This window comes from Enteractinococcus coprophilus (genome assembly GCF_006716305.1).
GTDB lineage: Bacteria > Actinomycetota > Actinomycetes > Actinomycetales > Micrococcaceae > Yaniella > Yaniella coprophila.
In genome coordinates, this window is sequence record NZ_VFOU01000003.1 from 213,445 (window position 1) to 240,303 (window position 26,859).

A 26,859-nucleotide genomic window follows, 5' to 3' on the forward strand; every position below is an offset into this window, starting at 1 on the left:
CAATATTCAGTTGCGTGAGTGGCGTCACATGCCCGTGTGATGTTGCAGGTGTAGATTATTTCCGAACGATGGGGATCCACAGCTCGGCCTGACCATAATCGCCTTGGGCATTGAGTTGAGTTTTCAACAGTTGCGGTCCGGGCGCCCATTCATATGGGTTGGCTGGGAACCACTCGGCAGCGGCGGTAGCCCATAGCTGTTGGAAGGCTTCTGGGACCTTGCCCTCTGTGGTAAACACCACCCAGGAGCCGGCCGGAATCATGTGGGATTGAAACGACGCGTCGGGCGCGGTCGTGGCGACGGCGTGCCAGTAGATGACCTGGGTCTCGTCGTCTTCAAGGTATTCGGTAACGCTGAGTTTGCCATGCGGTTCAACGTTCGACAGGGTTGCCAACGCCGTCGTCGCCTGTTTGTCTAGGCTCATTTCAAATTCTTGGATGGTGTCGTTGGTACCCAGGGCGACAATGGGTACTTGGGTGTTGTAGCCAACGAGGTGGAATGCGGGTTTTTCTTCGATGCGGTATGGCACGTTGTGCGTCCCTTCAATGCTGATGCGGATTTTCAGTTGGGACTGGGAGCGCAACATGGCGCCGGGCTCACGCGCCTGGGTTGGGGTGAGTCCGTGGAATGTCTTGAATGCACGAGTGAACGCGTCGGCTGAGCCGTATCCATAGGCAATCGCGGTGTCCAGCACGGAGGCGCCGTCCAGGAGGTCGGCGGTGGCCTTTGTCAGGCGGCGGTTGCGGATGTACTCCGAGATCGGCATGCCGGCCAGCGTGGCGAACATACGGCGGAAATGATACTCCGATGTCACGGCCAGGCGCGCTAGTTCGGCAACGTCGATGGGCTCGGTGAGTTTGGTTTCGATGAGCTCAATCGCGGTGTTCCATCCGTGCATAGGTTTGTCCTCCCAATCTGGTCTCACCCTATAAACGAATGCCGAGTGGCGTCCGATCTTTGGTGCCGGATTTTATCGGGTCCTAAATGCCCAGGATGGTTTTGGCGATAAGGAAGTACACGATCAGCCCCAGCGCATCGACGACCGTGGAGATAAACGGGTTGGAAAATACTGCCGGGTCAACGCCGATCTTGGAGGCGATCAGCGGCATGACGGAGCCGACCGACGCCGCCAAAGTACAGATGACGACGAGCGTTGTACCAATGACCGCCCCGATCCCCAGGTCCCACACGAATGAGGTGCCGATAAACCCGATTGCACCAAGCACCACCCCTAGGGTGAGCCCCACGAGTGCCTCGCGCCCGATAACACGAAGCAGGTCGCGTGTGGTGACTTGGGATAGGGCGATCGCGCGTGTGACGGTGGTGGCCGCCTGGTTACCGGTGTTGCCGCCGGTGCCGGTGAGCAGCGGGACAAACAGGGTCAGCACGACCATCGCGGCCAGAGTATCTTCAAAATAATCCAGAACTTGAACGGTCAAAATCGCGCCGATCCCCAACACCAGCAGCCAAACGATGCGGGATTTGACCAACTGCATAACCGAGGTTGAAAGGTACGGCTGCCCGAGGGGTTCCGCACCGCCGGAGCGGAGGGTGTCTTCAGATTCTTCCTCTTCCAGCACCAACTGGGCGTCGGCAACCGTGAGCATCCCGATGAGCCGCTCGGCGTCGTCCACCACCGGCAGTGCTTGGACGCGGTCGTGGACGACGGTACGGGCAGCTTCTTCGACGTCGTCATGCACCGATACCGTTTCGGTGGGCTCCATGATGTCTTCAATCAGCTCATCGGGTTCGGCCCGCACCAGGCGCGGCAGGTGCACCAGGCCCAGCACCTTGTGGGTCGAAGACCCCACCGGCAGCACGGTCAGGTTGTCCACATCTGCGGCGGGCACGGTCACATCACGAATAATGTTCAATGCGGTGGCCGCCGACATGTCGGGTGTCAGTTCTTGTGGCACCACCGACATTCGCCGTCCCACCGAGTCTTCCGGGTAGCCCAGAATTTTGGCGGCAGCATCGCGTTCCGCCGGGCCAAGGCTGGCCAGCAGTCGCTGTGCTACCTCAGCTGGGACCTCATCGAGCAGTCGGGCCTGGGTGGACGACTGCAACTGCGAGAACAAATCACGAGTGTGCTCATCGGCCAGCCCATCGATCAAATCCGACTGCAACGAGGGCTCCATGTTGCCGAACACTTCCACGGCAACATCTTTATCTAGCAGGCGGAACGCCACCGGCATCAGCCCGGGCGGGGTGCGGTCAAGCACGCGCTCCACTTCAGCCACTCGCATGTCGCGCAATAGCTCCGCTGCGTCGGCGTATTCTTTATCGCGCAGCAGATCCCAGAGCTCGTCCTCCAGCTCGGCAAGCGTGGTTTCCTGCGGCTTGGGATCTGACATGCGTACTTCCCTTGTGTTCGTGGGCTAAGTGGTTTATCCGTGGTAGAAGTGGCGTGCTCCGCCCGTAAGATACATAGTGATCCCGGCGGCGTTGGCGGTTTGAATGACCTCATCGTCGCGCATGGAGCCACCGGGTTGGACGACGGCGCGCACCCCAGCGTCGATCAAAATCTGCAGTCCGTCGGCAAATGGGAAAAACGCATCCGAGGCGGCGACCGAACCCGTCGCACGATCTGGCGCGTCGGCACCGGTCACGTTTTCGGCACCACCCGGGGCCGAAACGTCTTGGGCACCGGTCGAGGCGGCACCCAGGGTGTTGGCGCGTTCAATGGCCAGACGGCAGGAATCTAGCCGGTTGACCTGACCCATCCCAATGCCCACGGCGGCCTGGTTGGCGGCCAGCAGGATCGCATTGGATTTCGGCGCGCGGACGGCCTCCCAGGCAAACACCAAATCACGCATTGTGGTTTCATCGGCCGGTTCACCGGCCACCAGTTCCCAGTTTTCTGGGTTGTCACCGGGCGCCTGGTAAATATCGGCGTCCTGAACGAGCATGCCGCCGGAGATCTGTTTGAACTCTTTGGTGTCGAGTTCAAATCCGTCGGGCAGTTGCAGCAGGCGAATGTTTTTCTTAGCTGTCAAGATCTCCAGTGCCTCGGGAGTGAAGCCCGGCGCGACGACGACCTCGGTGAAGATGTCTTTGACCTGAGCGGCCATAGCTGACGACACCGGACGGTTCGCGGCGATGACCCCGCCGAAGGCCGAGACCGGATCGGTTGCATGCGCCTTGGCGTGGGCGTCAGCGATCGCATCCTCAGCTTCGGCCGAGGCGACTGCCAGACCACAGGGGTTGGCATGTTTGATGACGGCAACGGCCGGATCGGTAAACGTAAATGCGGCGCGGATGGCAGCATCGGCGTCGACATAGTTATTGAAACTCATCGCTTTGCCGTGAAGCAGTTTCGCCTGGGCGACGCCTGGTTTCGGGGTGGTTGCGGTCGTGTACAGCGCGGCCGGCTGGTGCGGGTTTTCGCCGTAGCGCAGAGTTTCTTTCAACGCCAGCGCGTGCCCGGCGTAGGCGGGGTGTTCGGCGTCGTCGAAGTTCTCGGCCATCCAGGTAGCCACCGCGGTGTCGTAGGAGGCGGTGTGGGCAAATGCTTCAGCGGCCAACCGTTGGCGGGCTGCCAGGCTGAACCCACCGTTGGCCACGGCGGTCAGAATCTCGTGGTAGGCCTCTGGATTGGTGACAATCGCAACCGATCCGTGGTTCTTTGCGGCCGCGCGCACCATGGTTGGACCACCAATGTCGATCTGTTCGATGACTTCCGGCTGGGTCGCACCCGAGGCAACGGTTTCCACAAACGGATAGAGGTTGACCACCACCAGATCAAATGGCGTGATGTCGTGTTCGGCCAGCTGGGCCATGTGGTCGTCGACGTTTTTATCTGCCAACACACCTGAGTGAATTAACGGGTGGAGCGTTTTGACACGGCCGCCCAGTACCTCCGGGAATCCGGTCACCTCGGCAACCTCGGTGACGGCCACACCGGCGGCCTGGATCATCGCGGCGGTTGAACCGGTCGAGACAATTTCAACCCCGGCCGCAGCAAGCCCTTGCGCTAGTTCGGCCAGTCCGGTCTTATCGTAGACGGACACCAGGGCGCGTTGTACCGGGATTTGATCCAGCTGGGTGGTCACTTAGGGGGCTCCTTTGGCAGTGTGTTTTGTCACCGGCTACCGGTGACCTCTCCTCGCGTCATTCTAACGCGGTTCGGCATACGGCCGGATGAGTTGTTCCGGTGTGGTGCCCGTCGCCATGCGCGCCAGGTTATCGAGCAGCATCTGGCGCTCGGCCACTTTGATTTTTTCGTGCAGGCTCGCCTCGTCGTCCTCGACGGCGATGGTGACGGCGCGCTGATCCAGAATCGGGCCGGTGTCGACTCCGGCGTCGACAATATGCAAGGTGGTACCGGTGACGACGACGCCGGCGGCCAGCGCATCAGCCACCGCGTGTGCACCCGGAAAGGCGGGCAATAGGGCCGGGTGCGTGTTGATAAAACGGTTGGCAAAGCGGGTGATAAATTCTTCGCCGACGATGCGCATCAGGCCCGAAGACAACACGATATCGGGCCGGTAGGTGGCTACCTTCTCTGCCAGTGCCGTCGTCCAAGCCGCCCGTGAATCATGGGTGGCGTAGTCGACGACGAAGGTTTCAATCCCGGCCGTTTTGGCCCGGGTCAGTCCGAAGGCGTCGGTGACGTCGGAGCCGGCTGCGACAATCTCGACGCCGAGCTCACCTGCTTCGACAGCATCAATGAGGGTTTGAAAATTGGATCCGGATCCGGAGAGTAAAACGACCAAGCGCATACGTCCTAGTGTAGAGAATCAATCGCTACACTGGTTGGTTGGTCGTCAATGTTGTGTCAGGAAGGCAGCCTATTGTGAGCCAGCGTGAAACCTTAACCCATCGGCGCCAGGTCGCCAATGGAATTTTGTGGCTGGTTGCCGCACTGGTGGCCACCTATGCCGGACTGGCTCTACCGCTGCCTTATAAGGTCATTGCCCCGGCGTTTGCGCTGGCCGCGGTGATTGCCGCGGTGCGTATTTTCCGGTTGGCCGCACGGGGTCAAGACACGATGTTGGTGTGGTTGGCCGGAACGGCAGGGCTACTGGGTGCCTTGTTTTATGGCGGGATTGCGACGTCGCAAATCATGTTGTGGGAACCCACCGCCGCCTATGAGCAGTGCTTGGCCAAGGCGCTAACCGACACGGCCGTAGCACGGTGCGAAGCCGCCTATACGACCAGCCTGTGGGATTAGTCTTTGGCGGATTTTGACCAGCGGAACGCGCCGTGACGCAGCGGTGCCAGGGCGTAGCCGATGGCCGCTCCAATACCGATCTGGGCCGCAAATAATCCGGCGCTGGCCAGTGGGGGCGCGCCGATGGTGCTCAACACTCCGATGGCCCAGGAGCCTCCAGAGACGAACATGATCCCCAGGCACAATATCCCGGCAGTGATGCCGATACTGGCGCCCGTCAGCAGCACGCCGAGGGTGATCGCAGTGGGCTGGTTCGGAATTTTCGCTACGACAAAGTCTTCCAGGTGGTTTTCCCCGGTCCCGAAGAACCACCAGCCGGCAACAATCCCCGCCACAAGGAGTAATAACAGGACCCACCAGTGGTGTTGCAGCGTCTGTTCTGTGGGGATAGCCGAAAAGATCGGCAGTGCCGGTTGCGCACCGGGCAGGGTACCGGCCGGGGAAACCTCAACCGTACCGATACGAAAGCCTGCGCCGGTCAGATAGCTCAAAGTCCAGGCGGCCACATTCGGTAACACCAGGATCTGTAAGACCGTGATGACCAAGCCGCCGAAGATTCCGGCGTCCAACCGTTGATAAACATCAGTGACCTCGGCCCAATGGATGCCAATTTGGACGGATAGCACAATGGAGGCGATCGCCCACGCACCGGCTAACGCGAGCGTCGCGGCACGGATGAGCGCCCACAGGTAGTGCCAGAAGTTACGTGCCGCATCGGATAATTGGTCGACGCGTTTGGCCGTGTACTCTGCCAGCGGGATGCGGAAATATCCCAGTGCGCCCCATGCATAGCCCAGCACAAATACCACGGCGGGGATGGTCACCGCCAGGGTGGCATTGATACTGACGACGTCGAGGCTGACCAGCGTGTTGGTGCCCCAGACAAAAAACGTAAACGCCGCAATTGCACCCAGCGTGGGCTGCCACAGGGTGCGCAGTTGGGATGCTCTAGCTAGCCGCGCTCCCACCCGACGCGCCAACAGCAGCCACACCACCACCAGACCCAAGGGGATGAACCACCAGGTCCCCACTACCTCTTGGGTGTCAAGGCTGACCAGTTCTAAAGGTACGCCGAAACTGGATAACCATATGTAGGCGCCGATGGCACCAGCATCGCCTAGCGGCATGTTGGCAAAGGCTCCGGTGATCCACATGATGGCCAACGGCACCACAATGATGGCGGCGCCGATGAAGGCAGCAGCCAGCGCTTCCATGATGCCTTGTAACCACAATGGCATGGGGAAGGATTTTGGTTCCGGTGCTGTGTTGGTCATGTTCTCCTATCGTGCCATTAGTTTCCCGTGCAGTGGCTGATTGGCACGACGTCAAAACACAGTGTGATAAATGCCCGCACGAAATGGCGCAACGTTGCAGCGCTGACAGCGGTTTTCCCCTAAGATTATGGCTGAAGAAGACAACGGTTGTCTCAGGTGTCAGCCGTGTCATTTCACCGCAGGTCCCGAGTCAGCCAAGAGTAGAAGCTTGAGGAAGGTTGCGATATGGAAGCCGGTTTAGCCCAGATTAGAGAAGAAGTCCTGCGCCGAAACCCTGGGGAGACCGAATTTTTCCAAGCAGTCGATGAGGTTTTTGATAGCCTCGGCCCGGTCATGAAACGCCATCCCGAATATGTGGAGCACGGCATTTTGCGGCGTATGGTCGAGCCCGAACGACAAATCACCTTCCGTGTCCCCTGGGTTGATGACAAGGGTGTCGTCAAAATTAATCGTGGATTCCGGGTGCAATTCAACTCGGCGCTGGGCCCGTATAAGGGTGGCATTCGTTTCCACCCGTCGGTGTATCTGGGCATCATGAAATTTTTGGGCTTTGAGCAAGTGTTCAAAAATGCCCTGACCGGAATGCCCATCGGTGGCGGTAAAGGTGGCGCTGATTTTAATCCGTCGGGCCGTTCTGATGGCGAAATCATGCGCTTTTGCCAATCGTTCATGACCGAAATGTACCGCCACATTGGCGAACACACTGATGTACCGGCCGGCGATATTGGGGTGGGCACCCGTGAAATCGGGTTTATGTTCGGCCAGTATCGGCGCATCACCAACCGTTTTGAAGCCGGTGCGTTTACCGGTAAAGGCGTCTCCTGGGGTGGTTCCCTGGTTCGCCCTGAAGCCACGGGCAATGGTGTCGTCATGTTTGCCAACCAGATGCTCAAAACCATTGGCACCTCACTGGATGGCGCGACCGTGACCGTGTCGGGCTCGGGCAATGTGGCGATCAACGCTATCGATTACGCTCAGCAGCTCGGCGCCACAGTGATCAGCGCTTCCGACTCGTCAGGCTATGTCGTCGATGAACAAGGTATCGACAACGACTTGCTCCGCCAGATCAAAAGCGTAGAGCGCGGCCGGATTTCCGAATACGCGCAGCGCCGCGAACGGGCATATTTTGTCTCGGACGGCTCCATTTGGGATGTCCCGGTTGACGTCGCTATTCCCTGCGCGACGCAAAACGAACTGACCGGCGACGACGCCGCCACACTGGTCAGCAACGGGGTCAAAGCGGTTGCCGAAGGCGCCAATATGCCCTCGATGCATCAGGCAATCGCCACCTTCCGGGAAGCCGGCGTACTCTTTGGGCCCGGCAAGGCGGCCAACGCCGGCGGGGTGGCCACCTCGGCGCTAGAAATGCAGCAAAACGCCTCCCGAGACACTTGGAGCTTTGACTACACCCACGCCCGGTTAGAAGAAAACATGGAAGACATTCATGACCGGTGCATCGCTACCGCCGAGGATTTCGGGCACCCGGGTGATTATGTGATCGGAGCAAATATTGCCGGTTTTCTCAAAGTCGCCGACGCGATGATTGCCCAGGGCATCATCTAGACGATGTCGCTGGCCGAGCTGGGCACTTCCCCATGGCTGATCTTGGTGGTGTTGGTATTTTGCTGTGTGGACGCGGTATTTCCCATTGTCCCGAGCGATTCCTTCGTCACCGCCGCAACCGTCATGGCTCTGGCCAGTGGGGCATCCAGCGGGTTCATCATCCTGCTGACGGCCGCTGCAGCGCTTGGCGGATTCACCGGTGACTGTCTTGCCTACTACGTTGGTGCCAGGGTGCCCGTGCGTCGCATACCCGGGTTGCGCAGCGCGAAGGGCCAAGCCGCGTTTCACTGGGTGAAACGTGCGTTTGCTCATCGTGGCAGCACCTTGTTACTCACCGGGAGGTTCATTCCGGTGGGACGGATTGTGGTCAATATGACCGCCGGGGCCACGAGCTTTCCGTTGTCGCGGTTCTTTCCGGTTGCTGCCCTCGCCGGGGTGCTCTGGGCCGGTCTAGCGACGCTCATGGGGATGCTGGCCCATCACGTTTTACCGGATAATACCCTGCTCGCCGTGGTCGTGGGTGTGGGCCTTGGCATCGTCTTCGGCCTGGTCATCGACTGGGTCCTGCAGCGACTGCCTGGTCGCCGGCCCGAACAAGCTTAGTGCTCTGCAAGCGCAGCACGTTGTTGCTCCGTCAGCCGTACCGGCATCCCGGTTTCTTGGTTCACGAACACCATCGTCGAGGTCGCTTGAACCGCTACGGCGTCGTCGTCATAGAAGCGGTAGTAGATCTCTACCGAGGCGCCTTTGACTTTTGCCACCCCGACTTCCACGCGGATGGGGGTGCCTCGGTATGGCAGCTGGCGCCGGTATTTCACCGTGTGGTCGGCGATGAGCGTCATGACGCCGTCGTCAACACCGCTCAGTAAATCAATGTGAGGCTGCGGGCTGGTCTCGTCCAGGGTGCCGGTGCCGGACGGCAGCCCGAAGACTATGACGCGGGCTTCCTCCATCAACCGCACAATTTGGACGTTATTGATGTGCCCGTAGGCATCCATATCGCCCCAGCGCACGGGGATTTCAACGACGGTCATGCTCACTTGTCTGTCTCCGGATTGTCTTGGGTAAATTGTGGATAGTCGGCGCGTAGCTCTGCCACCGTGACTTGCTCCTCTGCGGTAACCGACTGTGGCCAGGCTAACGGCGGGTGCGCTCGTGGGGCGAGAATACCAAAATTTTCCAACTGAAATGATAAGGCGGCCCCGTCAGGACCATATGCCCAGGGCACGCCATCGGTAGCGCGTTGCGTTTCCTCAGCTCGCCCACCGGCCAACAGCGCTTCGGTAGCCGACAGCTGCCTGATGGCAATCGCATTGACACGACCCGGATGGTGATGTGCGAAATGTGTGTAAATCTCGGGGTCGTGTTGGCCGTCGTCTCCAATAAGAGTCCACGTCAAGTGCGGAAAGTCCGCAGCTAACCTGGCCAGGGCGCTGACTTTATGTGCCATCCCGGAGCGGAACCAGCGATCTTCGGTGGGTCCCCACGATGTCAACAGCATCGGCCCAAGTGGAAAGAGATGCCGTGTCATAAATCTGGTCAAGGTGTGCGCGACATTCCACGGACCGGTGGAAACATAAAAAATCGGGGTACCCGCGTCTTGATCCGCCAGGCGGTTGAGCATCACGGGCATCCCAGCAACCGGCCGCCGGGCGTGTTCATCAAGCAAAAACGAGTTCCACGCGGCCGTGAGCGGGCGCGGCAGTGCGGTCACCCAGACGGTATCGTCAACGTCGCATACGACGGCGCGCTCGATCTGGTCGTCAATAATTAACACGTCTTGGCTACTGGATTCCGCGCCCTCAACGTGGAGTGTTACCGTGGCCCACCCCGGGTCCAGTGCACACGGGATGCGCACGTCTACCACGCCATTGCGATCCGCACGCACGGCATGACGATACCCGTTGATCTCGACTTCGAGCTTCGCGTAGGCAATCGGCGGGGAAACAAAATTCTGCCAGCCACGTACCCCGTCGCGCACAATTTGCGCTAAATATTCGGCCTCACTCCATTCGGGTTTAGCCAACAGCACCCGAGAAAAAACCCGCACCCAGCGTGGGGAACCATATCCGGTAAAGGATAGAATTCTTGGTTTATCTCCACGACGACGGGCACGGTCGCGCCGACGGCGTTGGAAACTGTAATAACTCAGGGTGGCAAGTTGTTCTGGAGGGGAGGCTGCGTTTCCCGCAGCGCTCGACAGCCCCGGGATGGTTGGAAATCGATAAGTCTTACGACGGCGCGCCATAGTATTGCTTGTCCCACTCCTTATTCACCCACACAGTCTAATACCTTTCCACCGGAGTAGTTTATGGTGGAAACCATGACAGACCTCCGCCTTGCAGCCCTGGAAGCTGCCCGCCCGGCAGCCGAGGAACTCGCCGAAGCTTTTACCTCAGGCCAGGTAGTTGCCCGCACCAAGACGAGCCGCCACGATCTCGTCTCGGACTGGGATCAGCGTATTGAAGAGTTACTGAAATCCCAGCTAGCGGGTCAGAACACAGTCTTCTGGGGTGAGGAGACCGGGCGCGAACCGGTGACCGCACCAGGCCAAATAGAATGGATCATTGACCCCATTGATGGCACAAGCAATTTCGTTCACGGTTACCCACTGTTTTCGATCTCTCTTGCCGCGGTCATTGATCAGCACGTCGTCGCAGGGGTCGTGGTTGATCCGATGACGGGCGATGAATATTCTGCCGATGCCACCGGCGCGTATCTCAATGGCGAACCCTTTGATACTCGACCCGCCCCGGCAGAGGTTTCCCAATATAATTTGGTGACATCATTTCCGGCCGCTGAGATTTTGCAACGTACACCGCACGCAGCTGAAGTCTTTGGTGAGCTGGTGACCCGCTTTGCAACTGTTCGTCGCCTGGTGTCTGGTGCCCTAGAGATCTGTTTAGCCGCCCGCGGGGTCGCAGATCTGGTGTTAGGCGTCGATACCAAACCGTGGGATGTCGCTGCGGCATCGTATATCCTGACGCAAGCAGGCGGAACCTATCTCACCGGCCGCGGTGGTCCAAACCATCTGGCTCCCCACTATCTGGCGGTGGCACCGGGACGCTCTGGCGATACCGTCGTCGATATTTTCGACCGGATCCGCCAAATGTGACATTTCGCTGCCCAACGGTAGCACCGGGCTGTTTCAAGCATCACAATAGAGGCTATGAGCGCCTACATGTTTGAACACCAAAAAGATCAACCTGTATTGAAGCTAACGCGCCAGCAGGCGGAGTTACTGCTGCGAAACACTCGCCACGGCCGGTTAGCTTTTCTGTCGGAGGGACAGGTGGAGATCTTTCCCGTCAACTATGTCTTTGACGAGAAAAAGCTGTATTTTCGCACCGCACCAGGGTCGAAGTTGATCGCCGCAGAGGCACGCTCCATGGTCGCTTTTGAAACCGACGGGATCTTGCCAGACGAAGGCTGGTCGGTTGTTGTACGGGGCAAGATCAGTCCGGTGGCAGAAGAAGAGATCGACTATGTTCGTGGGCTGGGTCTTGCACCATGGATCCCGACATTTAAAGACTTCTTTGTCGCATTGAGCATCGAAGAGATCACCGGTCGACATTTCATCTTTGCTCGCCAACCGGAACGCGGTGATGAACGGACCTTCACCTACGACCCGCAACGCACAACTTCTACCCCACCGGAAGATCCAGATCCCACAAAGCTCTCGCGCTAAGCAGCCCACATTGCGATGACGCCGGTGGTAGCGATGAGTACCGCCATGACCGTCATCCAGAACACGGCCCAGAAATCACTGGCGACGTTCTCGTTGGCTATCCCGGCCGCCTGCACGGTGTAGCGGCGACGTTGGGATACTTGGATAAGACCCGCGCCGAGCAGAGCAATAATCACCGGCACAAAAACGATGCCGCCCACCGAGGGGTACCAGCGGATTAACAGCAGCGCGACCACGGAGGTCGCCAGTCCGGTGCGCCCCCATGACATCACGGTACGCTCCGGTTGCAGCCCCGGATCCATGTGTTGAAGGGCCCGGTGCACAGCTTTTGGGCGATCCGAAGGGTTAGAAGCCATTGGTCACCCAGATAGCGACCAGCACTGTTATGGCAGCCACAGCACAGATGAGGGCGATGAGGGGAATCCAGATGGGAATGGGCAAGGAACGTTTCTGTCGCATCGCGGCCTCGACTCGTAGCCAACGCCCCGCTGCCGAAGCCGCCAACAAACCACCCAGGATCAACAACAGGGTGCCTAAAACTTTTCTCGCCGTATCATCAAAAATTTCGTGTGTGAACGCTTCGACAGCGATACCACCCGCCAGCAACGCTAAAGACGTACGGATCCACGCCAGAAAGGTACGCTCGTTGGCTAGAGTAAATCGTGGGTCGGGGTCTTCTCCAAGATGCAGGGCTCGCGGGACGCGTTTTCGCGGTGGAGTTGTGGGCTGTTCACCAGATTCCATAATCCACAGTGTAACTCAGGGTTGGAGCCAACACGGTAGGCTGTACAGGGACCGCTTTGGTCGTGTAAAACGCAAGGAATGAGGATGTCAGGTTCGAAGAGAAACCAGGAAGTGACCGTGGCCGCAGGGCCAACGAAGTCACAGATCCGGCGCTGGCGCAGATACTTGGCTGACGAAATTGCAGAAGGCCAGATTTACCGCGATTTAGCGGCTCGGACGAAGCGTCCGGAACGAGATATTTTACTTGGCCTGGCAGATGCCGAAGACCGGCACGCACAGCACTGGCGGGATCTACTGGGTGAACATGCCAGCGTGCGCACGCGCCCGAGCTTGCATCGCGCCCTGCTACGGTTCTTAGCTCGGATGTTTGGGTCAGTCTTCGTTCTTGCACTGATGCAACGAGCTGAATCTAATACCCCATATAAACACGATTCTGAAGTCCCAGCGAAGATCGCTGCTGATGAAGCCATCCATGAAGAAGTCGTCCGTGGGCTAGCTGCTCGCGGGCGTGAAACGATGGCGGGAAACTTCCGGGCTGCAGTTTTCGGCGCCAATGACGGCTTGGTCTCTAACCTGGCGCTGGTAATGGGTATTGGAGCCACCGGGGTAGCGCCCTCCGTGGTGTTATTCACCGGTATCGCAGGTCTGCTGGCTGGCGCGTTGAGCATGGGCGCTGGAGAATATGTCTCGGTTCGCTCCCAACGGGAACTTTTAGAGGCCTCACATCCAACGCATGTGACCCTGCGCGCCGCAAAACATCTGGATATCGAACAAAACGAACTGGAACTGGTCTACCGTGCCCGAGGTATGACTCCGGCGGATGCCAGCCACCGAGCCTTAGAGCGCTTGGGCTATCTCAGTTGCGATTGCAACCCGTCCTTTTCGGCACGGCCCGATGGTTCACAGGGGCCAGAAGAAGAACTCAAGGAAGAGACTTTCGAATCAGTCGGCAACCCGTGGAAGGTCGCATTTTCTTCGTTCTTTTTCTTTGCTTCGGGCGCGATTATCCCGGTGCTCCCTTTCTTTTTTGGTGCCACCGGTCTGACCGCCCTCCTCTGGGCGCTGGGACTTGTGTCTGTAGCGTTGCTCATCACAGGTGGCATCGTAGGTTTACTCTCCGGAGCATCTCCGGTAAAACGTGCTTGTCGTCAATTGGCCATCGGGTTAGGTGCCGCCGGTGTGACCTACCTGCTGGGTATGCTCTTTGACGTGTAAGTACTGATAGGGCGTCATGTCGTCGACTTTTTCGAACATCGACCCTAGAGAACAGGTGTAACTGCGATGAATCTTCGCGAGATCCCTTTCAAAACCATGGAGGGAGCCGAATCGTCCCTCGCGGAGTTCGACGGCAAGGCATTGCTGATCGTCAACGTGGCGTCACGATGCGGTCTGACCCCGCAATATGAGGCGCTGGAGAGACTCCAGCAGCACTACGGTGAGCGTGGATTACAAGTCCTGGGATTCCCAAGTAACCAATTCCTACAAGAACTGAACTCAAACGAGGCCATCCAAGAATTCTGCTCCACTACCTATGGCATCACATTCCCGATTTTCGATCCCATCCGGGTCAATGGTCGACGCGAACATCCGCTCTATACCGAGCTGAAGAAAACTGCCGATGCCGCAGGAAAAGCGGGCAAAGTGAAATGGAACTTCGAAAAGTTCCTCATTGCACCGTCGGGCGAAATGTATCGTTTCCGATCACGCACGGTTCCTGATGATCCGGAAGTCATCACCGCCATTGAACAGAGCCTTCCACAGTAAGTAGTGCACGGCAGAAGGTCAGCGTTGTCACAGACCACCCATCTGAAGCGACTCATTGATGCTGTTCATGGTTTTGGTCGCTGGGATTGAGTTGCTGTCCGGGTTCAACGACAACGAATTGTCCCATCATTCCCTGATCCTCGTGCCATAGTAAGTGGCAGTGATACATGTACGGGGTGTCAGTATCTGTGTAGTCACTCAACCGGAGCATCAGTCGTAAATGTACCTCCGGCGGGACATACACGGTATCCTTCCACCCCGAGAGCTCGGGTGGAGGCTCCTGACCACCGATATCCAAAATTTGAAACTGTACATCATGGATATGGAAGTTATGGGGCATCTTATGAGCATTCCAGATGTCCCACATCTCGGTGGTATCCACCGTGACCACCTCATCGATCCACTGCATATCCACTGTCTTGCCGTTGATGCTGTTATTGCCTAATTCAAATTCTCGGGTGTGTTTGATAACAGAGGTCTCTAAGCCTGAGATGGCAGCCAGCTGGACCGGTACAGCCGGTGACGACGTCAGGTGCTCCCCTGCATGTAGCCGCAAGATATCCAAAGTGTCCTTTGCACCCGTTTTGTGACTCACACGTTGCGACAGCCCCAAATTCTGAGGATATGCCCGCAAGGTCATCGTCTCGTTCGGGCGCATGCTCACAAGTATTTCCGCGCGTTCACCGGGAGTTAGCAACAATCGTGGTGGATGAGTCGGCCGATCCAGCAAACCGCCGTCGCTAGCAATCATGGTGAAGGGTCGGTCGTTACTCAAACCAAAGGAGTAACTGCGAGCCGTCGAAGCATTCAGTAGCCGAGGTCGCGTCTGCTGCGCAGTGATGTCAAGGACCGGCCCTACCGTTCCATTGACGAGGGTATGTTCTGTTGAGTATTGATTGGTATGCACGATGCTTTTAGGCATGCGTAGACCGGAATGCAGGCGACGTACTAGTTAAAATTCGCTCGTCTTAAAATTCGCTCGTCCCGGCTCTCTTGTTAAAGACGAAGGGAGCCCGGACAATTTGTCCGGGCTCCCCAATCGGAAGATCTAGTCAGTGAGTGACTTAGAGGCTTTCCATAATGTTGCGCATCTTTTCAGCGGCTTCGGTTGGGGTCTGACCAACCTGGACGCCAACTGCTTCAAGTGCTTCTTGCTTCGCAGCTGCGGTACCTGAAGAACCGGATACGATCGCGCCGGCGTGACCCATGGTCTTACCTTCTGGGGCGGTGAAGCCTGCGATGTAGCCAACAACGGGTTTGGTGACGTTGTCTTTGATGTAGGCGGCAGCCTGTTCTTCGGCGTCGCCACCAATTTCACCAATCATGATGATGGCTTTGGTTTCTGGATCTTTTTCAAATGCTTCCAGAGCGTCAATGTGGGTGGTGCCGATAATTGGGTCGCCACCAATACCGATTGCGGTGGAAATACCGATGTCGGACAGTTCGTACATCATCTGGTAGGTCAGGGTACCCGACTTGGAAACCAGGCCAATTGGTCCGGTTCCGGTAATGGTCGCTGGGGTGATGCCTGCCAAGGAAACATCAGGAGTGATGATGCCGGGGCAGTTTGGACCAATAATACGAGTCTTTGGCTTGCCGTCGGCGTCGACATTGGCCTGGGAGGCAGCGAAGAATTCTGCGGTGTCCTGGACCGGAATGCCTTCGGTGATGATGACCAGAAGTTCAATTTCGGCTTCGATGGCTTCCATCGCGGCGTCTTTAGCGAATTTTGGTGGCACGAACATGACCGATACGTTGGCACCGGTTTCGGCCATCGCTTCTTTGACGGTGCCGTAAACGTTGAGGCTGACGTCGTTGCCATCGGCGTCGACGTGTTCTACGGTTTCGCCAGCGCGGCGGGCGTTGACGCCGCCGACAATGTTGGAGCCAGCCTTGAGCATCAGTGCGGTGTGTTTGGTACCCTCACCACCGGTAATGCCCTGGACGATGATTTTGGAATCTTTATTGAGGAAAATCGACATCTTTTACCTATCCCGTCCTTATTTGTTGGCCAACTCGGCGGCTTTGTCAGCGCCTTCGTCCATGGTGGCCGCAAGAGTGACCAGTGGGTGGTTGGCGTCGGCCAAAATGGCGCGGCCTTCTTCCACCTTGTTTCCGTCCAGGCGCACAACCAGTGGTTTGGTTGCCGAATCGCCCAGGATCTCCAGGGCTTTGACGATCCCGCTTGCGACTTCGTCGCACGCAGTGATACCACCGAAGACGTTGACGAAAACAGAGTTCACATCTGGGTCACCCAAGATGACGTCGAGACCATCGGCCATGATCTGTGCATCAGCACCGCCGCCGATGTCCAGGAAGTTAGCGGGGCTTGCGCCGCCGTGGTTTTCCCCAGCGTAGGCAACAACGTCCAGGGTAGACATGACCAGGCCGGCACCGTTACCGATGATGCCAACGTTGCCGTCGAGCTTGACATAGTTCAGGCCCTTGGCTTCAGCCTTGGCTTCCAGTGGGTTCTCGGTGCGCTCATCCACCAGTTCGGCATGGCCTGGCTGGCGGAAGCCGGCGTTGTCATCAACGGTGACTTTTCCGTCAAGTGCAATCAGGTTGCCGTCACCGGTCAGTACCAGTGGGTTGACTTCCACCAGGGTGGCATCTTCTTTGACGAAGACTTCACCGAGTTTGACCAAGACTTCGGCGACCTTGTCGCGCAGGTCTTCGGCGAATTTCGCTTCGGCAACGATCTTGTCTGCAACTTCGCGGTTCAGGCCGGTGATTGGAGAAACTTCCACCCGGGCCAGATCTTCTGGGCGTTCTTCAGCCAGCTGCTCGATGTCCATACCGCCTTCTACCGAGGCCATGGCCAGGTAGGAACGGTTGGCACGATCCAACAGGATCGAGAAGTAGTACTCTTCTTTGATGTCGGCGCCTTCAGCGATCATCACCTGGTGTACGGTGTGACCTTTGATGTCCATGCCCAGGATGTCTTTGGCATATTCAAAGGCTTCGTCAGCGTTCTTGGCGACTTTGACACCGCCGGCTAGTCCACGGCCACCAACTTTAACTTGGGCTTTGACCACGGTGACGCCACCGAGTTTTTCAGCGGCGGCTTTTGCTTCTTCCGGGGTTTCGGCAACGATCCCAGCCAACACGGGTACCCCGTGTGCTTCGAAGAGATCGCGTGCCTGGTACTCATACAGGTCCACGAGTTTGCAGTCCTTTTTACCTCGACAACGTTTGGATCAGATGCCCACAACAGAATGCAGCACGGCATCTGTGAGTCCGGCTTTGAAAGCCTCAGAACTCCTAAGCCATTACCTTAGTGCACCCGAGACCGTGTTGAGGAACCATGACCTTATATTGGTGATCTTCAGACCTTCTTGAGCGGCGCATAGCGCAACAGGAGCCGCTTTTCGGACTCGGCAAATTGGACGACGGCGACCGCTTTATCCCCCGCCCCTTGCACGGCAGTCACCACGCCGGTCCCAAAGGTTTTATGTTCAACAGTGTCGCCGGTCGAGACCGCGACAACTTCCTTCTGGGGATTGACTTTCGTACGCGGTTGCGGCTTGGTTACCTGGGCGCGCTCTTGTGCCTCGGTGATCCCGTCGGTGCCAGCGCGGCCGTAATTTTTCGACGACGTCGAAGCACCCCAGTGTGACCCACTAAACCGTTGGGCATCCCGGTAGCGGAAGCCTCGCGCTCCTGCATCTTGGCCAAATCCACCAAAGCCTGCCCCGAACTTGGCGGTGGCCGGGGTGCCTTTGCCCTCGCGTTCCCATTCAATGAGCTCGGCTGGGATCTCAGCCAGGAACTGGCTGGCGGGATTGAACTGATGTTGACCCCACATGCTGCGTGCCTCAGCCCGGGACACAAACAGCCGTTCGCGAGCCCGAGTCAGGCCAACATAGGCCAGACGACGTTCTTCGGCGAGTTCTTTCTCATCGGCCATGGACCGGGCATGTGGGAAGACGCCGTGTTCCATCCCGGTCAAGAACACGACCGGAAATTCTAGACCTTTGGCGGTGTGCAGCGTCATGAGCGTGACTTCGCCCATGTGATCGGCGAGCGCTTGGCCCTCAGCATCGGTGACATCAGGGAGTTGGTCCGCATCAGCAACCAGTGCCACCTGCTCTAAGAAGTCTCCAAGCGTGCCCTGTGGGTTGGCTTTATCAAATTCTCGCACCACGCCGACAAGCTCGCCCAGGTTATCGGCACGCGATTCATCTTGGAGGTCTTTAGAGTTCCGTAGCGCTTCGAGCATGCCGGTCTGTTCCAGTACGGCCTCCAGAATGGTTGCCACGGATTCGGTCTGGGCCAACTGCTGTAAGTCGTCTAACAGTTGGACGAATTTGTTAATGGCGTTGAGTGACCTGGTCGCAATCCCACCGGGAGCGTTCTTGGCATCGCGCAGTGCGGTCATAAACGTCGACTGCTGACGCGTTTGATGTGCTGCAACAAAACCTTCGGCACGCTCCCCGATCCCTCGCTTGGGTTCATTGAGAATCCGGCGCAGGTTCACGTCGTCGTCAGGGTTATCCAGCACCCGCAAATATGCCAGGGCGTCTTTGATCTCTTTGCGATCATAAAACCGTGTGCCACCAACCACCCGGTACGGGATCCCGGAGGCGATGAGCCGTTCCTCAATGGATCGGGATTGGGCGTTAGTGCGATAAAAGATGGCCATATCAGCCGGGCGGTAGTCATGGTTATCCATCAGATCATCAATCATGTCGGTGATCCACTGGGCCTCACGCGATTCTGACTCGGCCGCATAGCCGATGATCTTGTCACCGTTACCTTCCGCGGTCCACAGGCGTTTAATTTCCCGGGATGGGTTTTGAGCGATCACCGCATTGGCGGCGTCCAAAATATTCTGGGTGGACCGGTAATTTTGTTCTAGCCGGATGACGGTGGCATCCGGGTAGTCGTGTTCGAAATCGATGATATTTCGGATATCGGCCCCGCGGAAAGCATAAATCGACTGGTCAGAGTCACCCACCACGGTCAGTTGGCCGCCTTCGGTTTCCACGCCGGGCGGCTCGCCCGGGGCGCCGGTCAACTGGCGCACCAGGCGGTATTGTGCGTGGTTGGTGTCCTGGTACTCATCGACCAGCACGAACCGGAACCGGCGGCGGTAGTTATCTAAAATCGCCGGGAAGGCATCAAACATGTGGACGACATTGGCGATGAGATCATCGAAATCCATCGCGTTTGCGGTCAGCAACCGGTTTTCGTATTCCTTATACACCTCAGCGACGGCCTGGTGCCACGGGTCACCAGCGGCGGTGCCAGCAAAGGTATCGGCGTCGATCAGTTCATTTTTTAGCGACGAAATTTTGTTACGGATCGCGCGCGGTGCAAACCGGCGGGGATCCAGGTCGGCGTCTTTAGCAATCTGGGTGACCAATCGTAGTGAGTCGGTGGCATCGTAAATCGAAAAATTCGACTTCAACCCGATATGGGTTGCCTCGCGTCGCAGAATACGCACACACGAAGAGTGGAAAGTGGAGATCCACATGCGTTGTGCTGCCTGGCCGACCAGGTCCCCGATGCGCTCGCGCATCTCGGCTGCTGCCTTATTAGTAAAGGTAATGGCCAGAAATTCGTGGGGCCGGGCGTCACCAGTGGCGAGTAAATGGCCAATGCGGTGGGTCAAGACACGAGTTTTGCCCGAGCCGGCGCCAGCCACAATAAGTAGTGGTCCCCCGCGGTGGACGACAGCCTCAGCTTGTGCATCATTGAGTCCCGCGACCAACTGGTCCGCCGTGGTCTTGGCCGCCACAAGCGGGTTCTCAACGGTTGGTTCAAGGGCAAATGCGGGCGAAAAACTGGGCAAAGAAGTCTGGTGGGCCATGATGCACAAGTCTAACCGCAAGCGCCGATATTACCCCGGCGTGTTCGCGGGCTGTGGAGCGCTGGTCTTAAATTGCTCTTCAGGACTCCACTAAGATGAGGATCAGTGATCGTTCAAGACGTGGGCTACTCGACTGTATGCGGGGGCCTTGGGAATCCCGGAGGATGAGTGGCAAGAAAACGCCGTGCCAAAGACTATGCCAGTGCTGAGCCTGCACCGAAAACAAAGCAGACTCGGGCTAAGCGACCGCATCTGACGATGGCACAAGCTAAGTCAGATATCCAGCACGCCGGCCATCAAGAAGGTAGTCCCGGCATCTTGGTGTTTGCGATCCTCGCTGTCACCGTGTTTATCGGGTTCTATTATCACATCGTGGCACTTCAGGGCATGGAGCAGCTCACCGGTGGCATGGCCATGCTTGATCACCGCATGTCGGGCTTCGAGGTCGCTGATGTCGAGCGGCTGGCCGAACGCATGGACGACGACGCGATGGGACAATACAACGGGGTGCATATCACTGCCGGTCGATTATTTCCTGCCCTCATGGCCTTGGGTCTGATCGCCGTGGCCTTATGGACATTGAAAACCACCTGGGCACGATGGGGTGCAATCATCGTTGCGGTGGGCTATGCCGGACTCGAGATCTGGGCGACCATTGCTCGTGAGCAGGCTTTGCGCGACGTCACCCAAGCAAAAGTCGCGCTTGCGTCTTCCCTAACGATTGCCCAATGGCTCTTGCTGATCTTAATTATCATTTGGATCGTCGTGATGCTGGTATTGAAATTCGTAGCACGCAACAGCACCGGCTTGGCGACCTCTCTGGATGCTGAACGCGAGATCGGTGGCACCTACCGGTAAGAATGATTTCAGTGGCACAATCGTCTGGTAATCTGGCAACTTGTACCACCGCAAATGGCAGGTTAATGCCCACGCCCTCGTAGCTCAGTTGGATAGAGCATCCCTCTCCTAAAGGGAAGGTCGCTGGTTCGAATCCAGTCGAGGGCACCATCTCTATAACCTCTTGAACAGACCACAACCATACGTTTTCTCACGGGTTGCCACAACCTTATAAGTTGCTGAGTATCGACTCAGGTTAGCCTCACATACCTTGCGATGACTACGAAAAACATATTGAGTAGAGATTAGGAATCAGGGCAGACCCCGGCCCTATTCAGTTTTGCACCACATTGCAAAACTTAGGTCTGTAACAGGAAGGTTATTCATGACTGAAAATTATGCAGAATTTACGGCTCCTGGCGTTGAGATGGAAGACGCACATCGTGTAACTGAAACACTTCAGGTTCGTCTTCACGCCCTCAATGATTTGCACCTGACGCTGAAGCACGCTCACTGGAACGTTGTTGGACCAGAGTTCATCTCTGTCCATGAGATGCTGGATCCGCAGGTGGACGAAGTTCGAGGCTGGGCTGACCTTGTTGCAGAGCGCATTGCTACCATGGGGGTCGCTCCAAAAGGCACCCCTGGTGCGATCGTGACCGGTCGCGACTGGGATGACTACCCGTTAAATCGCGCCTCTAGCCTTGCGCATATCTCGGCTCTCGATGTGGTGTACACCGACCTCATCAAAGACTTCCGCACCGCCATCGCTGAAGTCGGAAAAGTCGATCCCATCTCGGAAGATATCTTGGTTGAGGTAACCCGCGGCCTGGAACTCTTCCAGTGGTTCCTGCGCTCGTTCATCACCAAGGCTGACGGTTCGCTGCAGCACGTCACCGACTAAATTACCCGGCCGCTAGAGTACAGCCATAACCGATCGCTCCCCGAGACATAGCATTACGTCTCGGGGAGTTTTTCTGCCTACATTGTTTGGGACGTGATGCGTGCCCCCGAGGCCCTCTGACTGGATCAGCCGTCACCACGTGCATCATGATGGTGTTTTGCGCGCTAACACCACAGTATCTTGGAGGGTCGCAACTTCCCCCGCCGGCCCGGTTGCTTCCCGGGAACGAAACACCGCGATCTCAACATTCCACGACGATGGATCTAACTGTAAAAGCTCAAGTTCAGACTCGGGGGTGGTGGCATCGTGATGGTGCTCTGCTGTCTCAGGATCACGGTGAGCCTGTGACCACGGTGGGAACGTAGCGTGCGAAACAACGAGCAAGTGACCCCCGTCTGCCACGTAGTTTATGGCGGCACGCAGAATACCGGGCCGGTCGAAGTCACCTTGAGAGTGTAGAAACGAACTCACCACGAGGTCATATGTTTGTTCGTTATTCCACTGGGCTAAATCTGCCACGGTAAAGCGTGCCAGCTCGGCTGGGATGTTCATAGAGCGTGCCGCTTGGACGGCCCTGGAGACGGCCACGGACGAGATGTCCACACCGGTAACGTGCCAGCCATGTTCGGCTAACCAGATGACGTCGGCGCCTTCGCCAGAACCCAAATCCAAGGCAGTGCCCGGCGTCAGCCTGGAGCCGACATCTGCAAGGACAGCGTTGACTTTCCCGGACCAGATCTGTTGGGCTTCACGATATCTGTCGTCCCAGCTGGGCTGTGCGGTCTCATGCATTATGCACGTTCACCTCGGGTGTGTGGCGCTTGCTGAAATTGGGTGGTGTATAGCTCAGCATAACGGCCATCGGCTGCCAAGAGTTCAGCGTGCGTACCACGTTCGTAGATGCGGCCATCTTCGATCACCAAAATCTCATCCGCGTTCACCACGGTTGACAACCGGTGCGCGATCACCAGGGCTGTTCGTTCTTCCAATGCCTGGTCAAGAGCTTGTTGAACGGCTGCTTCATTGGTGGAGTCCAGAGAAGCGGTAGCCTCGTCTAAAATCACGGCCTCGGGTGCTGCGATCAGCAAGCGGGCAATCGCCAAGCGTTGGCGTTCACCACCCGAAAGGCGGTATCCACGCTCGCCGACGACGGTATCAAGACCGTCGGGCATCTGCCGGACGACCTCAGCTAGGCGAGCATGTTCTAGGATCTGCCAGATCTGTTCGTCTTCGACGTTTCGGTGTCCCAGCGTCAGGTTATCCCGGATGGAGGTATGGAAGAGGTGGGAGTCTTGGGTTACCATGCCAACGCGATTGTGGATATCTTCGGCCGCAGCGTCGCGAAGATCAACACCGTTGAGGGTGATAGCACCACCCGTGACATCATAGAGACGGGTCACCAGGTTGGCGATGGTCGACTTGCCAGCACCCGAAGAGCCCACCAGAGCAACCGTCTGCCCGGGTTCCACGGTGAAATTCAGGTCGTGTAACACCTGCTCGGTTTCCCGACTATCCAAGACCGCGACCTCTTCCAAACTGGCCAATGACACTTCGGAGGCCGCAGGGTATCGGAAATCGACGTCGTGAAATTGGATGCGCACTCCCCCGGCGGGAATCGTTTTCGGGTTCTGCGGGTCTTTGATCATCGGTTGTAGGTCGAGCACTTCAAAGATCCGTTCAAACGACACCAATGCGCTCATCAGTTCAACGCGTGCGGTGGCCAATCCGGTCAGCGGCGCATACAGCCGAGTCAGGAGCAACGCCAGGGTGACGACGTCGCCTGCGTTCAGGCTACCGGTGATTGCTTGGTAACCACCGATGCCATAGACAGCGGCTAATGCAAGCGAAGATACCAGCGTCAACATGGTCATAAATACCGAGGTCCATACACTAATGCGGACCCCAGATTCACGAACGCCATCCGCACGATCTGCAAACACCTGGGACTCGTGGCGTTGTTCGCCAAAGAGCTTTACCAACGTCGCCCCGGGTGCTGAGAACCGTTCGGTCATCTGATCTCCCATGGCGGCGTTACGTGTGGCGCGTTCACGGGTCTGTACGGCAATGCGGTGACCAATCGAACGGGCAGGTAAAAGAAATACTGGCAGCAGCAGAAGCGCCACCAGGGTGATCTGCCAGGACGTGGTAAACATAACCACCAGCGTCACCCCGAGGGTCACGACATTCATAACCACCGTAGGTAACGTCCTGGCGATCGCGGTTTGGGCACCGATGACGTCGTTATTGAGACGAGAGACCAGCGCCCCGGTCCGAGCGCGGGTAAAGAACGCTACCGGCATTTTCTGCACGTGGTCGAACACGCTGGTACGTAAGTCGAATATGGTCCGCTCTCCCAGCGAGGCGGATTGCCACCGCGAGATGACATTAAGTAGCGCTTCGAGCAGTGCAGCACCGGCAATAAGGAGTGCCAAGTTGATCACGATACGGATGTCGGCTCCATCAACGATCGCGTTGACGACATCACCGGCAAGAATGGGCGACACCACGGTGAGTACCGCGCCCAGTGCCGACACGATGAGATAGAGGGTCAGTCGGGTCCGATATCGCGCAATGAATGACCATGAGCGTCCGATGGTACCGGGTTTAAGCGATTGTTGGTCTTTACTTTGACGCAGTTTCCCCAGGGCTGCCCAGCCCGCATGATTCATGCTCACGTAAGTATTTCCTCCTGCTCTTCTCCCACAGCTTCAGCACGTATCGTGCGATATTATTCCGTGCCTAGGCTCTTGGCCATAAAGCTCACGGAGGCAGCGTGGGCCTTGTCGAACCCAGCCATACCGGTGCCTTGTGCAATGCCAGCCGCGTAACCTGCAATGAATCCAACCACGAGCTTATCGGTTTGCTCATCGTGATCAATTGCATCTGCGATGTGCCGAAGTGTCGCAATATCGACTTGGACCGATTCGATTTCAAGTGCGCTGAGCAAATTGCTAGCCCAATCGGGTAGAGGTTGTGTCATGTGTCGATGCTTTCTGTTAAACACAGCAAGGTCCCTCCTGATTATCAGGAGGGACCTTGTTGTGCAGTTGTAAGGAAAAACCTAACCTACGTAGGTGTAGTAGCCCATCAGTGGGTTGCGGTTGACGCTGTGCAAGATAGTGCCGACCGAAGGGTTCTGAGCGCCGATCATCTGACCGTTTCCAACGTAGATTCCAACGTGGGAACCACCGTTTTGGAAGACGAGGTCACCTGGTTTCGGGCTGGCAGTGCGAACGAACTGGCCGGAACCCAAGATAGCCGAGGTGGAAGATGGAATATTGATGCCTGCTTGAGCGTACGCCCATGCGGTGAATCCGGAGCAGTCCCAGCCGCCTGGGCCTTTACCACCCCATACGTATGGGGTTCCGACGCCGGAGTATGCAGCAGAGACGACCGCACCGAGCGAACCAGATGCGGTGGACTCTGGAGCGCTTGGAGCTTCCTGAGTGCTAGCAGACTGGGTCTGAGCGTCGTTGTCGGTTTCGCTGGTGCTGTTGTTAGCAGCTGTTTCGTTAGTTACTGGAGCGAGGTCTTCTTCGACTTCCTCAACGACAGGCTCTGGAGCACGTGTTGATTGAAGCTCCGCGCGACCAAGATCAAGACGTACCGAGTCAGCGGTAATAACGTCGGCTTTGCCCGACGTGCGTTCCAGTTTGAAGTTTGTGGCTGGCAGAGTCGATGTTTCACGATCGGTCTGCACAGGTGCAGCATTAGCTGCTGGTGCTACGGTCAACACCATTCCCGAGGCTGCCGCAATCACAGCAGCTTGGCGACCCGAGCGGCCAATGGCCTGAGTGACGGCTTCTAGCGTGGCGCCCTTCTCAGGAGTTGCACGGTGACGTGCAGTTGAAATGCGCTTCGACACTTAGTTTACCTCTCTCATGTGCTTAGTGGCTTCCGCCCCACTCCGCCACGAACAATGTTTTACAACTGCTGTGTTTTGCCCACCCAGCCGCGGAGTGTAAAAGCAAGCTGGTGGCCGGTGCTGAATCACATTCTGTTATCAACACCGAGAGCTAGCTTAGTAGAACCATAACGAATTGTCACATTCAGATAACAATTCGTGGATTCAATCTCTGAAATTATTCTTTAGATCCGCACCAGCATGCGGTGAGGACTAAAATAACAAGTTGTTATTTTTCTTTGTCGAATCGTTATTTTCGATCCGAACGGGGGCTGTTTGGAGCCTTAAAGATCACGATTAAGTCACCGGACTCGGACTACGCGCACATGCACAGCGGTATCTTCAGAAATCTCGAGACCTAGTTCCGAAATATCTTCAATTTCTCCGGGAAGCTCAGGACCGCGCTCTACTGTGCGAACGGCGACGTAGCCGTCAGCGGGTTCTGCGACCAGGGTTGCGCCTGGCTGGATGCCAGCGGCAGCAAACTGCGTCAGGAGTTCGGGGTCAGTCTGGATGGCTTCCGTGAGAACTTTTACCTCGAACGTTCCAGCTTGTTCTAAGGCGACGGTGAGAGGCTCGCCTTGATAGGGTTGCGGATCCAGGCCTGTGGCAGGCCCACCCAGTTCTTCAAGCAGCGGAATCTGGTTGCCAAACGGAGAGTTCGACGGTGAATCCAGTAAGACCATCAGCCGCGCCTCAACCTGGTCGCTCATGACGTGTTCCCATCGACAGGCTTCCTCATGAACAAAGGGCCAATCCAACCCAATCACGTCCGACAATAGACGTTCGGCCAAACGATGTTTCCGCATGACGGTGGCGGCTGCTTTCAACCCCTCTTCCGTGAGCTCAAGCCTCCGATCCGGTGCAACATGCAAGAGTCCATCGCGTTCCATACGCGCTACAGTTTGCGAAACGGTTGGGCCGGAATGATCGAGTCGTTCGGCAATCCGCGCTCGCAACGGTGCAATGCCTTCTTCCATCAGTTCATAGATGGTGCGTAAGTACATTTCCGTTGTATCAATCAGATCGGCCACTGCCACATTCCCTTATCCCGATATGCGTCTTCAGTATTCTGTAATCACCAATCATCATACGGTTGCTGCGAATTCTCGGCCAGAATTTATCCACAGGCACTCGTATTCAGTGTTTTGTTAACCACATTTTGGATCAAACCGTAGTCATATGTTGGCTTA

General features: G+C 57.2%; 27 protein-coding genes and 1 tRNA gene. 10 read left to right on the forward strand and 18 right to left on the reverse strand.

Going from position 1 to position 26,859, the window contains the following annotated elements; genetic code table 11:
• Positions 1-55: 55 nt before the first annotated feature.
• The 4 genes from FB556_RS08995 to purN all read right to left on the reverse strand — a co-directional run bounded on the left by FB556_RS08995 (position 56) and on the right by purN (position 4,721).
• A complete protein-coding gene (locus FB556_RS08995; protein WP_141866929.1) occupies positions 56-898 on the reverse strand; it encodes an AraC family transcriptional regulator in 843 nt (280 codons plus the stop codon).
• A gap of 82 nt (positions 899-980) precedes the next feature.
• Positions 981-2,354: a magnesium transporter gene (gene mgtE, locus FB556_RS09000; protein WP_141866931.1), complete on the reverse strand. Its 1,374-nt coding sequence runs from the start codon at positions 2,352-2,354 to the stop codon at positions 981-983.
• Between the two features lie 33 nt (positions 2,355-2,387).
• Positions 2,388-4,052 carry a bifunctional phosphoribosylaminoimidazolecarboxamide formyltransferase/IMP cyclohydrolase gene (purH, locus tag FB556_RS09005; protein WP_141866933.1) on the reverse strand — a complete coding sequence of 555 codons (1,665 nt, stop codon included), beginning with the start codon at positions 4,050-4,052 and terminating at the stop codon, positions 2,388-2,390.
• Positions 4,053-4,115: 63 nt separating this feature from the next.
• The gene (purN, locus tag FB556_RS09010; protein ID WP_141866935.1) at positions 4,116-4,721 is read right to left on the reverse strand and encodes a phosphoribosylglycinamide formyltransferase; all 606 of its coding nucleotides are present in this window, start codon (positions 4,719-4,721) and stop codon (positions 4,116-4,118) included.
• A gap of 74 nt (positions 4,722-4,795) precedes the next feature.
• Between purN and FB556_RS09015 the strand changes: the two genes are divergently transcribed.
• Positions 4,796-5,173, forward strand: a complete 378-nt coding sequence (locus FB556_RS09015; RefSeq protein WP_141866937.1) for a hypothetical protein — start codon at positions 4,796-4,798, stop codon at positions 5,171-5,173.
• Here the strand turns inward: FB556_RS09015 and FB556_RS09020 are convergent.
• On the reverse strand, positions 5,170-6,447 hold the full coding sequence (locus FB556_RS09020) for a cell division protein PerM (RefSeq protein ID WP_141866939.1): 1,278 nt from the start codon (positions 6,445-6,447) through the stop codon (positions 5,170-5,172). The genes FB556_RS09015 and FB556_RS09020 overlap by 4 nt on opposite strands.
• A gap of 225 nt (positions 6,448-6,672) precedes the next feature.
• Between FB556_RS09020 and gdhA the strand changes: the two genes are divergently transcribed.
• Both gdhA and FB556_RS09030 read left to right on the forward strand, forming a co-directional pair.
• Positions 6,673-8,010: an NADP-specific glutamate dehydrogenase gene (gene gdhA / locus FB556_RS09025; protein ID WP_141866941.1), complete on the forward strand. Its 1,338-nt coding sequence runs from the start codon at positions 6,673-6,675 to the stop codon at positions 8,008-8,010.
• A 3-nt stretch (positions 8,011-8,013) separates the two neighbouring features.
• Positions 8,014-8,613 carry a DedA family protein gene (locus FB556_RS09030; protein WP_141866943.1) on the forward strand — a complete coding sequence of 200 codons (600 nt, stop codon included), beginning with the start codon at positions 8,014-8,016 and terminating at the stop codon, positions 8,611-8,613.
• Here the strand turns inward: FB556_RS09030 and FB556_RS09035 are convergent.
• Together FB556_RS09035 and FB556_RS09040 are read right to left on the reverse strand one after the other, a co-directional pair.
• Entirely contained in the window at positions 8,610-9,044 is a 435-nt protein-coding gene (locus FB556_RS09035; RefSeq protein ID WP_141866945.1) for an acyl-CoA thioesterase, read from the reverse strand. The two genes, FB556_RS09030 and FB556_RS09035, sit on opposite strands and share 4 nt — an antisense overlap.
• Positions 9,045-9,046: 2 nt before the next feature.
• Complete coding sequence (locus FB556_RS09040) at positions 9,047-10,258, reverse strand: App1 family protein phosphatidate phosphatase (RefSeq protein WP_141866947.1); 1,212 nt, start codon at positions 10,256-10,258, stop codon at positions 9,047-9,049.
• Between the two features lie 75 nt (positions 10,259-10,333).
• Between FB556_RS09040 and FB556_RS09045 the strand changes: the two genes are divergently transcribed.
• Entirely contained in the window at positions 10,334-11,125 is a 792-nt protein-coding gene (locus tag FB556_RS09045; RefSeq protein ID WP_170200429.1) for an inositol monophosphatase family protein, read from the forward strand.
• A 54-nt stretch (positions 11,126-11,179) separates the two neighbouring features.
• Positions 11,180-11,698: a pyridoxamine 5'-phosphate oxidase family protein gene (locus FB556_RS09050; RefSeq protein WP_246057338.1), complete on the forward strand. Its 519-nt coding sequence runs from the start codon at positions 11,180-11,182 to the stop codon at positions 11,696-11,698.
• Here the strand turns inward: FB556_RS09050 and FB556_RS09055 are convergent.
• Positions 11,695-12,054 carry a DUF202 domain-containing protein gene (locus tag FB556_RS09055; RefSeq protein WP_141866951.1) on the reverse strand — a complete coding sequence of 120 codons (360 nt, stop codon included), beginning with the start codon at positions 12,052-12,054 and terminating at the stop codon, positions 11,695-11,697. The two genes, FB556_RS09050 and FB556_RS09055, sit on opposite strands and share 4 nt — an antisense overlap.
• Positions 12,044-12,442 carry a YidH family protein gene (locus FB556_RS09060; protein ID WP_141866953.1) on the reverse strand — a complete coding sequence of 133 codons (399 nt, stop codon included), beginning with the start codon at positions 12,440-12,442 and terminating at the stop codon, positions 12,044-12,046. Before FB556_RS09060 ends, FB556_RS09055 begins: the two co-directional genes overlap by 11 nt.
• A gap of 84 nt (positions 12,443-12,526) precedes the next feature.
• Here FB556_RS09060 and FB556_RS09065 point away from each other — a divergent pair, with 84 nt between their 5' ends.
• Both FB556_RS09065 and FB556_RS09070 read left to right on the forward strand, forming a co-directional pair.
• On the forward strand, positions 12,527-13,657 hold the full coding sequence (locus FB556_RS09065; protein ID WP_141866955.1) for a VIT1/CCC1 transporter family protein: 1,131 nt from the start codon (positions 12,527-12,529) through the stop codon (positions 13,655-13,657).
• A gap of 66 nt (positions 13,658-13,723) precedes the next feature.
• Positions 13,724-14,206 carry a glutathione peroxidase gene (locus tag FB556_RS09070; RefSeq protein ID WP_141866957.1) on the forward strand — a complete coding sequence of 161 codons (483 nt, stop codon included), beginning with the start codon at positions 13,724-13,726 and terminating at the stop codon, positions 14,204-14,206.
• A 52-nt stretch (positions 14,207-14,258) separates the two neighbouring features.
• Here FB556_RS09070 and FB556_RS09075 read toward each other — a convergent pair whose 3' ends face one another.
• The 4 genes from FB556_RS09075 to pcrA form a co-directional block, all read right to left on the reverse strand.
• Positions 14,259-14,864 carry a multicopper oxidase domain-containing protein gene (locus FB556_RS09075; protein ID WP_170200430.1) on the reverse strand — a complete coding sequence of 202 codons (606 nt, stop codon included), beginning with the start codon at positions 14,862-14,864 and terminating at the stop codon, positions 14,259-14,261.
• A gap of 406 nt (positions 14,865-15,270) precedes the next feature.
• Positions 15,271-16,188 carry a succinate--CoA ligase subunit alpha gene (sucD, locus tag FB556_RS09080; RefSeq protein WP_141866961.1) on the reverse strand — a complete coding sequence of 306 codons (918 nt, stop codon included), beginning with the start codon at positions 16,186-16,188 and terminating at the stop codon, positions 15,271-15,273.
• A gap of 18 nt (positions 16,189-16,206) precedes the next feature.
• Positions 16,207-17,370, reverse strand: coding sequence for an ADP-forming succinate--CoA ligase subunit beta (sucC, locus tag FB556_RS09085; protein WP_141866963.1), 1,164 nt, complete (start codon positions 17,368-17,370; stop codon positions 16,207-16,209).
• A gap of 164 nt (positions 17,371-17,534) precedes the next feature.
• A complete protein-coding gene (gene pcrA / locus FB556_RS09090; protein ID WP_141866964.1) occupies positions 17,535-20,021 on the reverse strand; it encodes a DNA helicase PcrA in 2,487 nt (828 codons plus the stop codon).
• A 168-nt stretch (positions 20,022-20,189) separates the two neighbouring features.
• On the opposite strand from pcrA, the gene FB556_RS09095 reads away from it, so the two are divergent.
• From FB556_RS09095 to FB556_RS09105, 3 genes are all read left to right on the forward strand, one after another.
• Positions 20,190-20,879: a hypothetical protein gene (locus FB556_RS09095; protein ID WP_141866966.1), complete on the forward strand. Its 690-nt coding sequence runs from the start codon at positions 20,190-20,192 to the stop codon at positions 20,877-20,879.
• 73 nt (positions 20,880-20,952) lie between these two features.
• Positions 20,953-21,029: transfer RNA gene (locus FB556_RS09100), tRNA-Arg, on the forward strand.
• Between the two features lie 214 nt (positions 21,030-21,243).
• The gene (locus FB556_RS09105; protein WP_141866968.1) at positions 21,244-21,762 is read left to right on the forward strand and encodes a Dps family protein; all 519 of its coding nucleotides are present in this window, start codon (positions 21,244-21,246) and stop codon (positions 21,760-21,762) included.
• A gap of 144 nt (positions 21,763-21,906) precedes the next feature.
• On the opposite strand, the gene FB556_RS09110 is transcribed toward FB556_RS09105, so the two are convergent.
• From FB556_RS09110 to FB556_RS09130, 5 genes are all read right to left on the reverse strand, one after another.
• Complete coding sequence (locus FB556_RS09110; protein ID WP_141866970.1) at positions 21,907-22,554, reverse strand: class I SAM-dependent methyltransferase; 648 nt, start codon at positions 22,552-22,554, stop codon at positions 21,907-21,909.
• A complete protein-coding gene (locus tag FB556_RS09115) occupies positions 22,554-24,437 on the reverse strand; it encodes an ABC transporter ATP-binding protein (protein ID WP_379985341.1) in 1,884 nt (627 codons plus the stop codon). The genes FB556_RS09110 and FB556_RS09115 overlap by 1 nt, the downstream gene beginning before the upstream one ends.
• A gap of 53 nt (positions 24,438-24,490) precedes the next feature.
• Positions 24,491-24,742, reverse strand: coding sequence for a hypothetical protein (locus tag FB556_RS09120; protein WP_141866972.1), 252 nt, complete (start codon positions 24,740-24,742; stop codon positions 24,491-24,493).
• Positions 24,743-24,823: 81 nt separating this feature from the next.
• Positions 24,824-25,627, reverse strand: a complete 804-nt coding sequence (locus FB556_RS09125; RefSeq protein ID WP_141866974.1) for a C40 family peptidase — start codon at positions 25,625-25,627, stop codon at positions 24,824-24,826.
• A gap of 341 nt (positions 25,628-25,968) precedes the next feature.
• On the reverse strand, positions 25,969-26,700 hold the full coding sequence (locus FB556_RS09130; RefSeq protein WP_141866977.1) for a metal-dependent transcriptional regulator: 732 nt from the start codon (positions 26,698-26,700) through the stop codon (positions 25,969-25,971).
• Between the last annotated feature and the right edge of the window lie 159 nt (positions 26,701-26,859).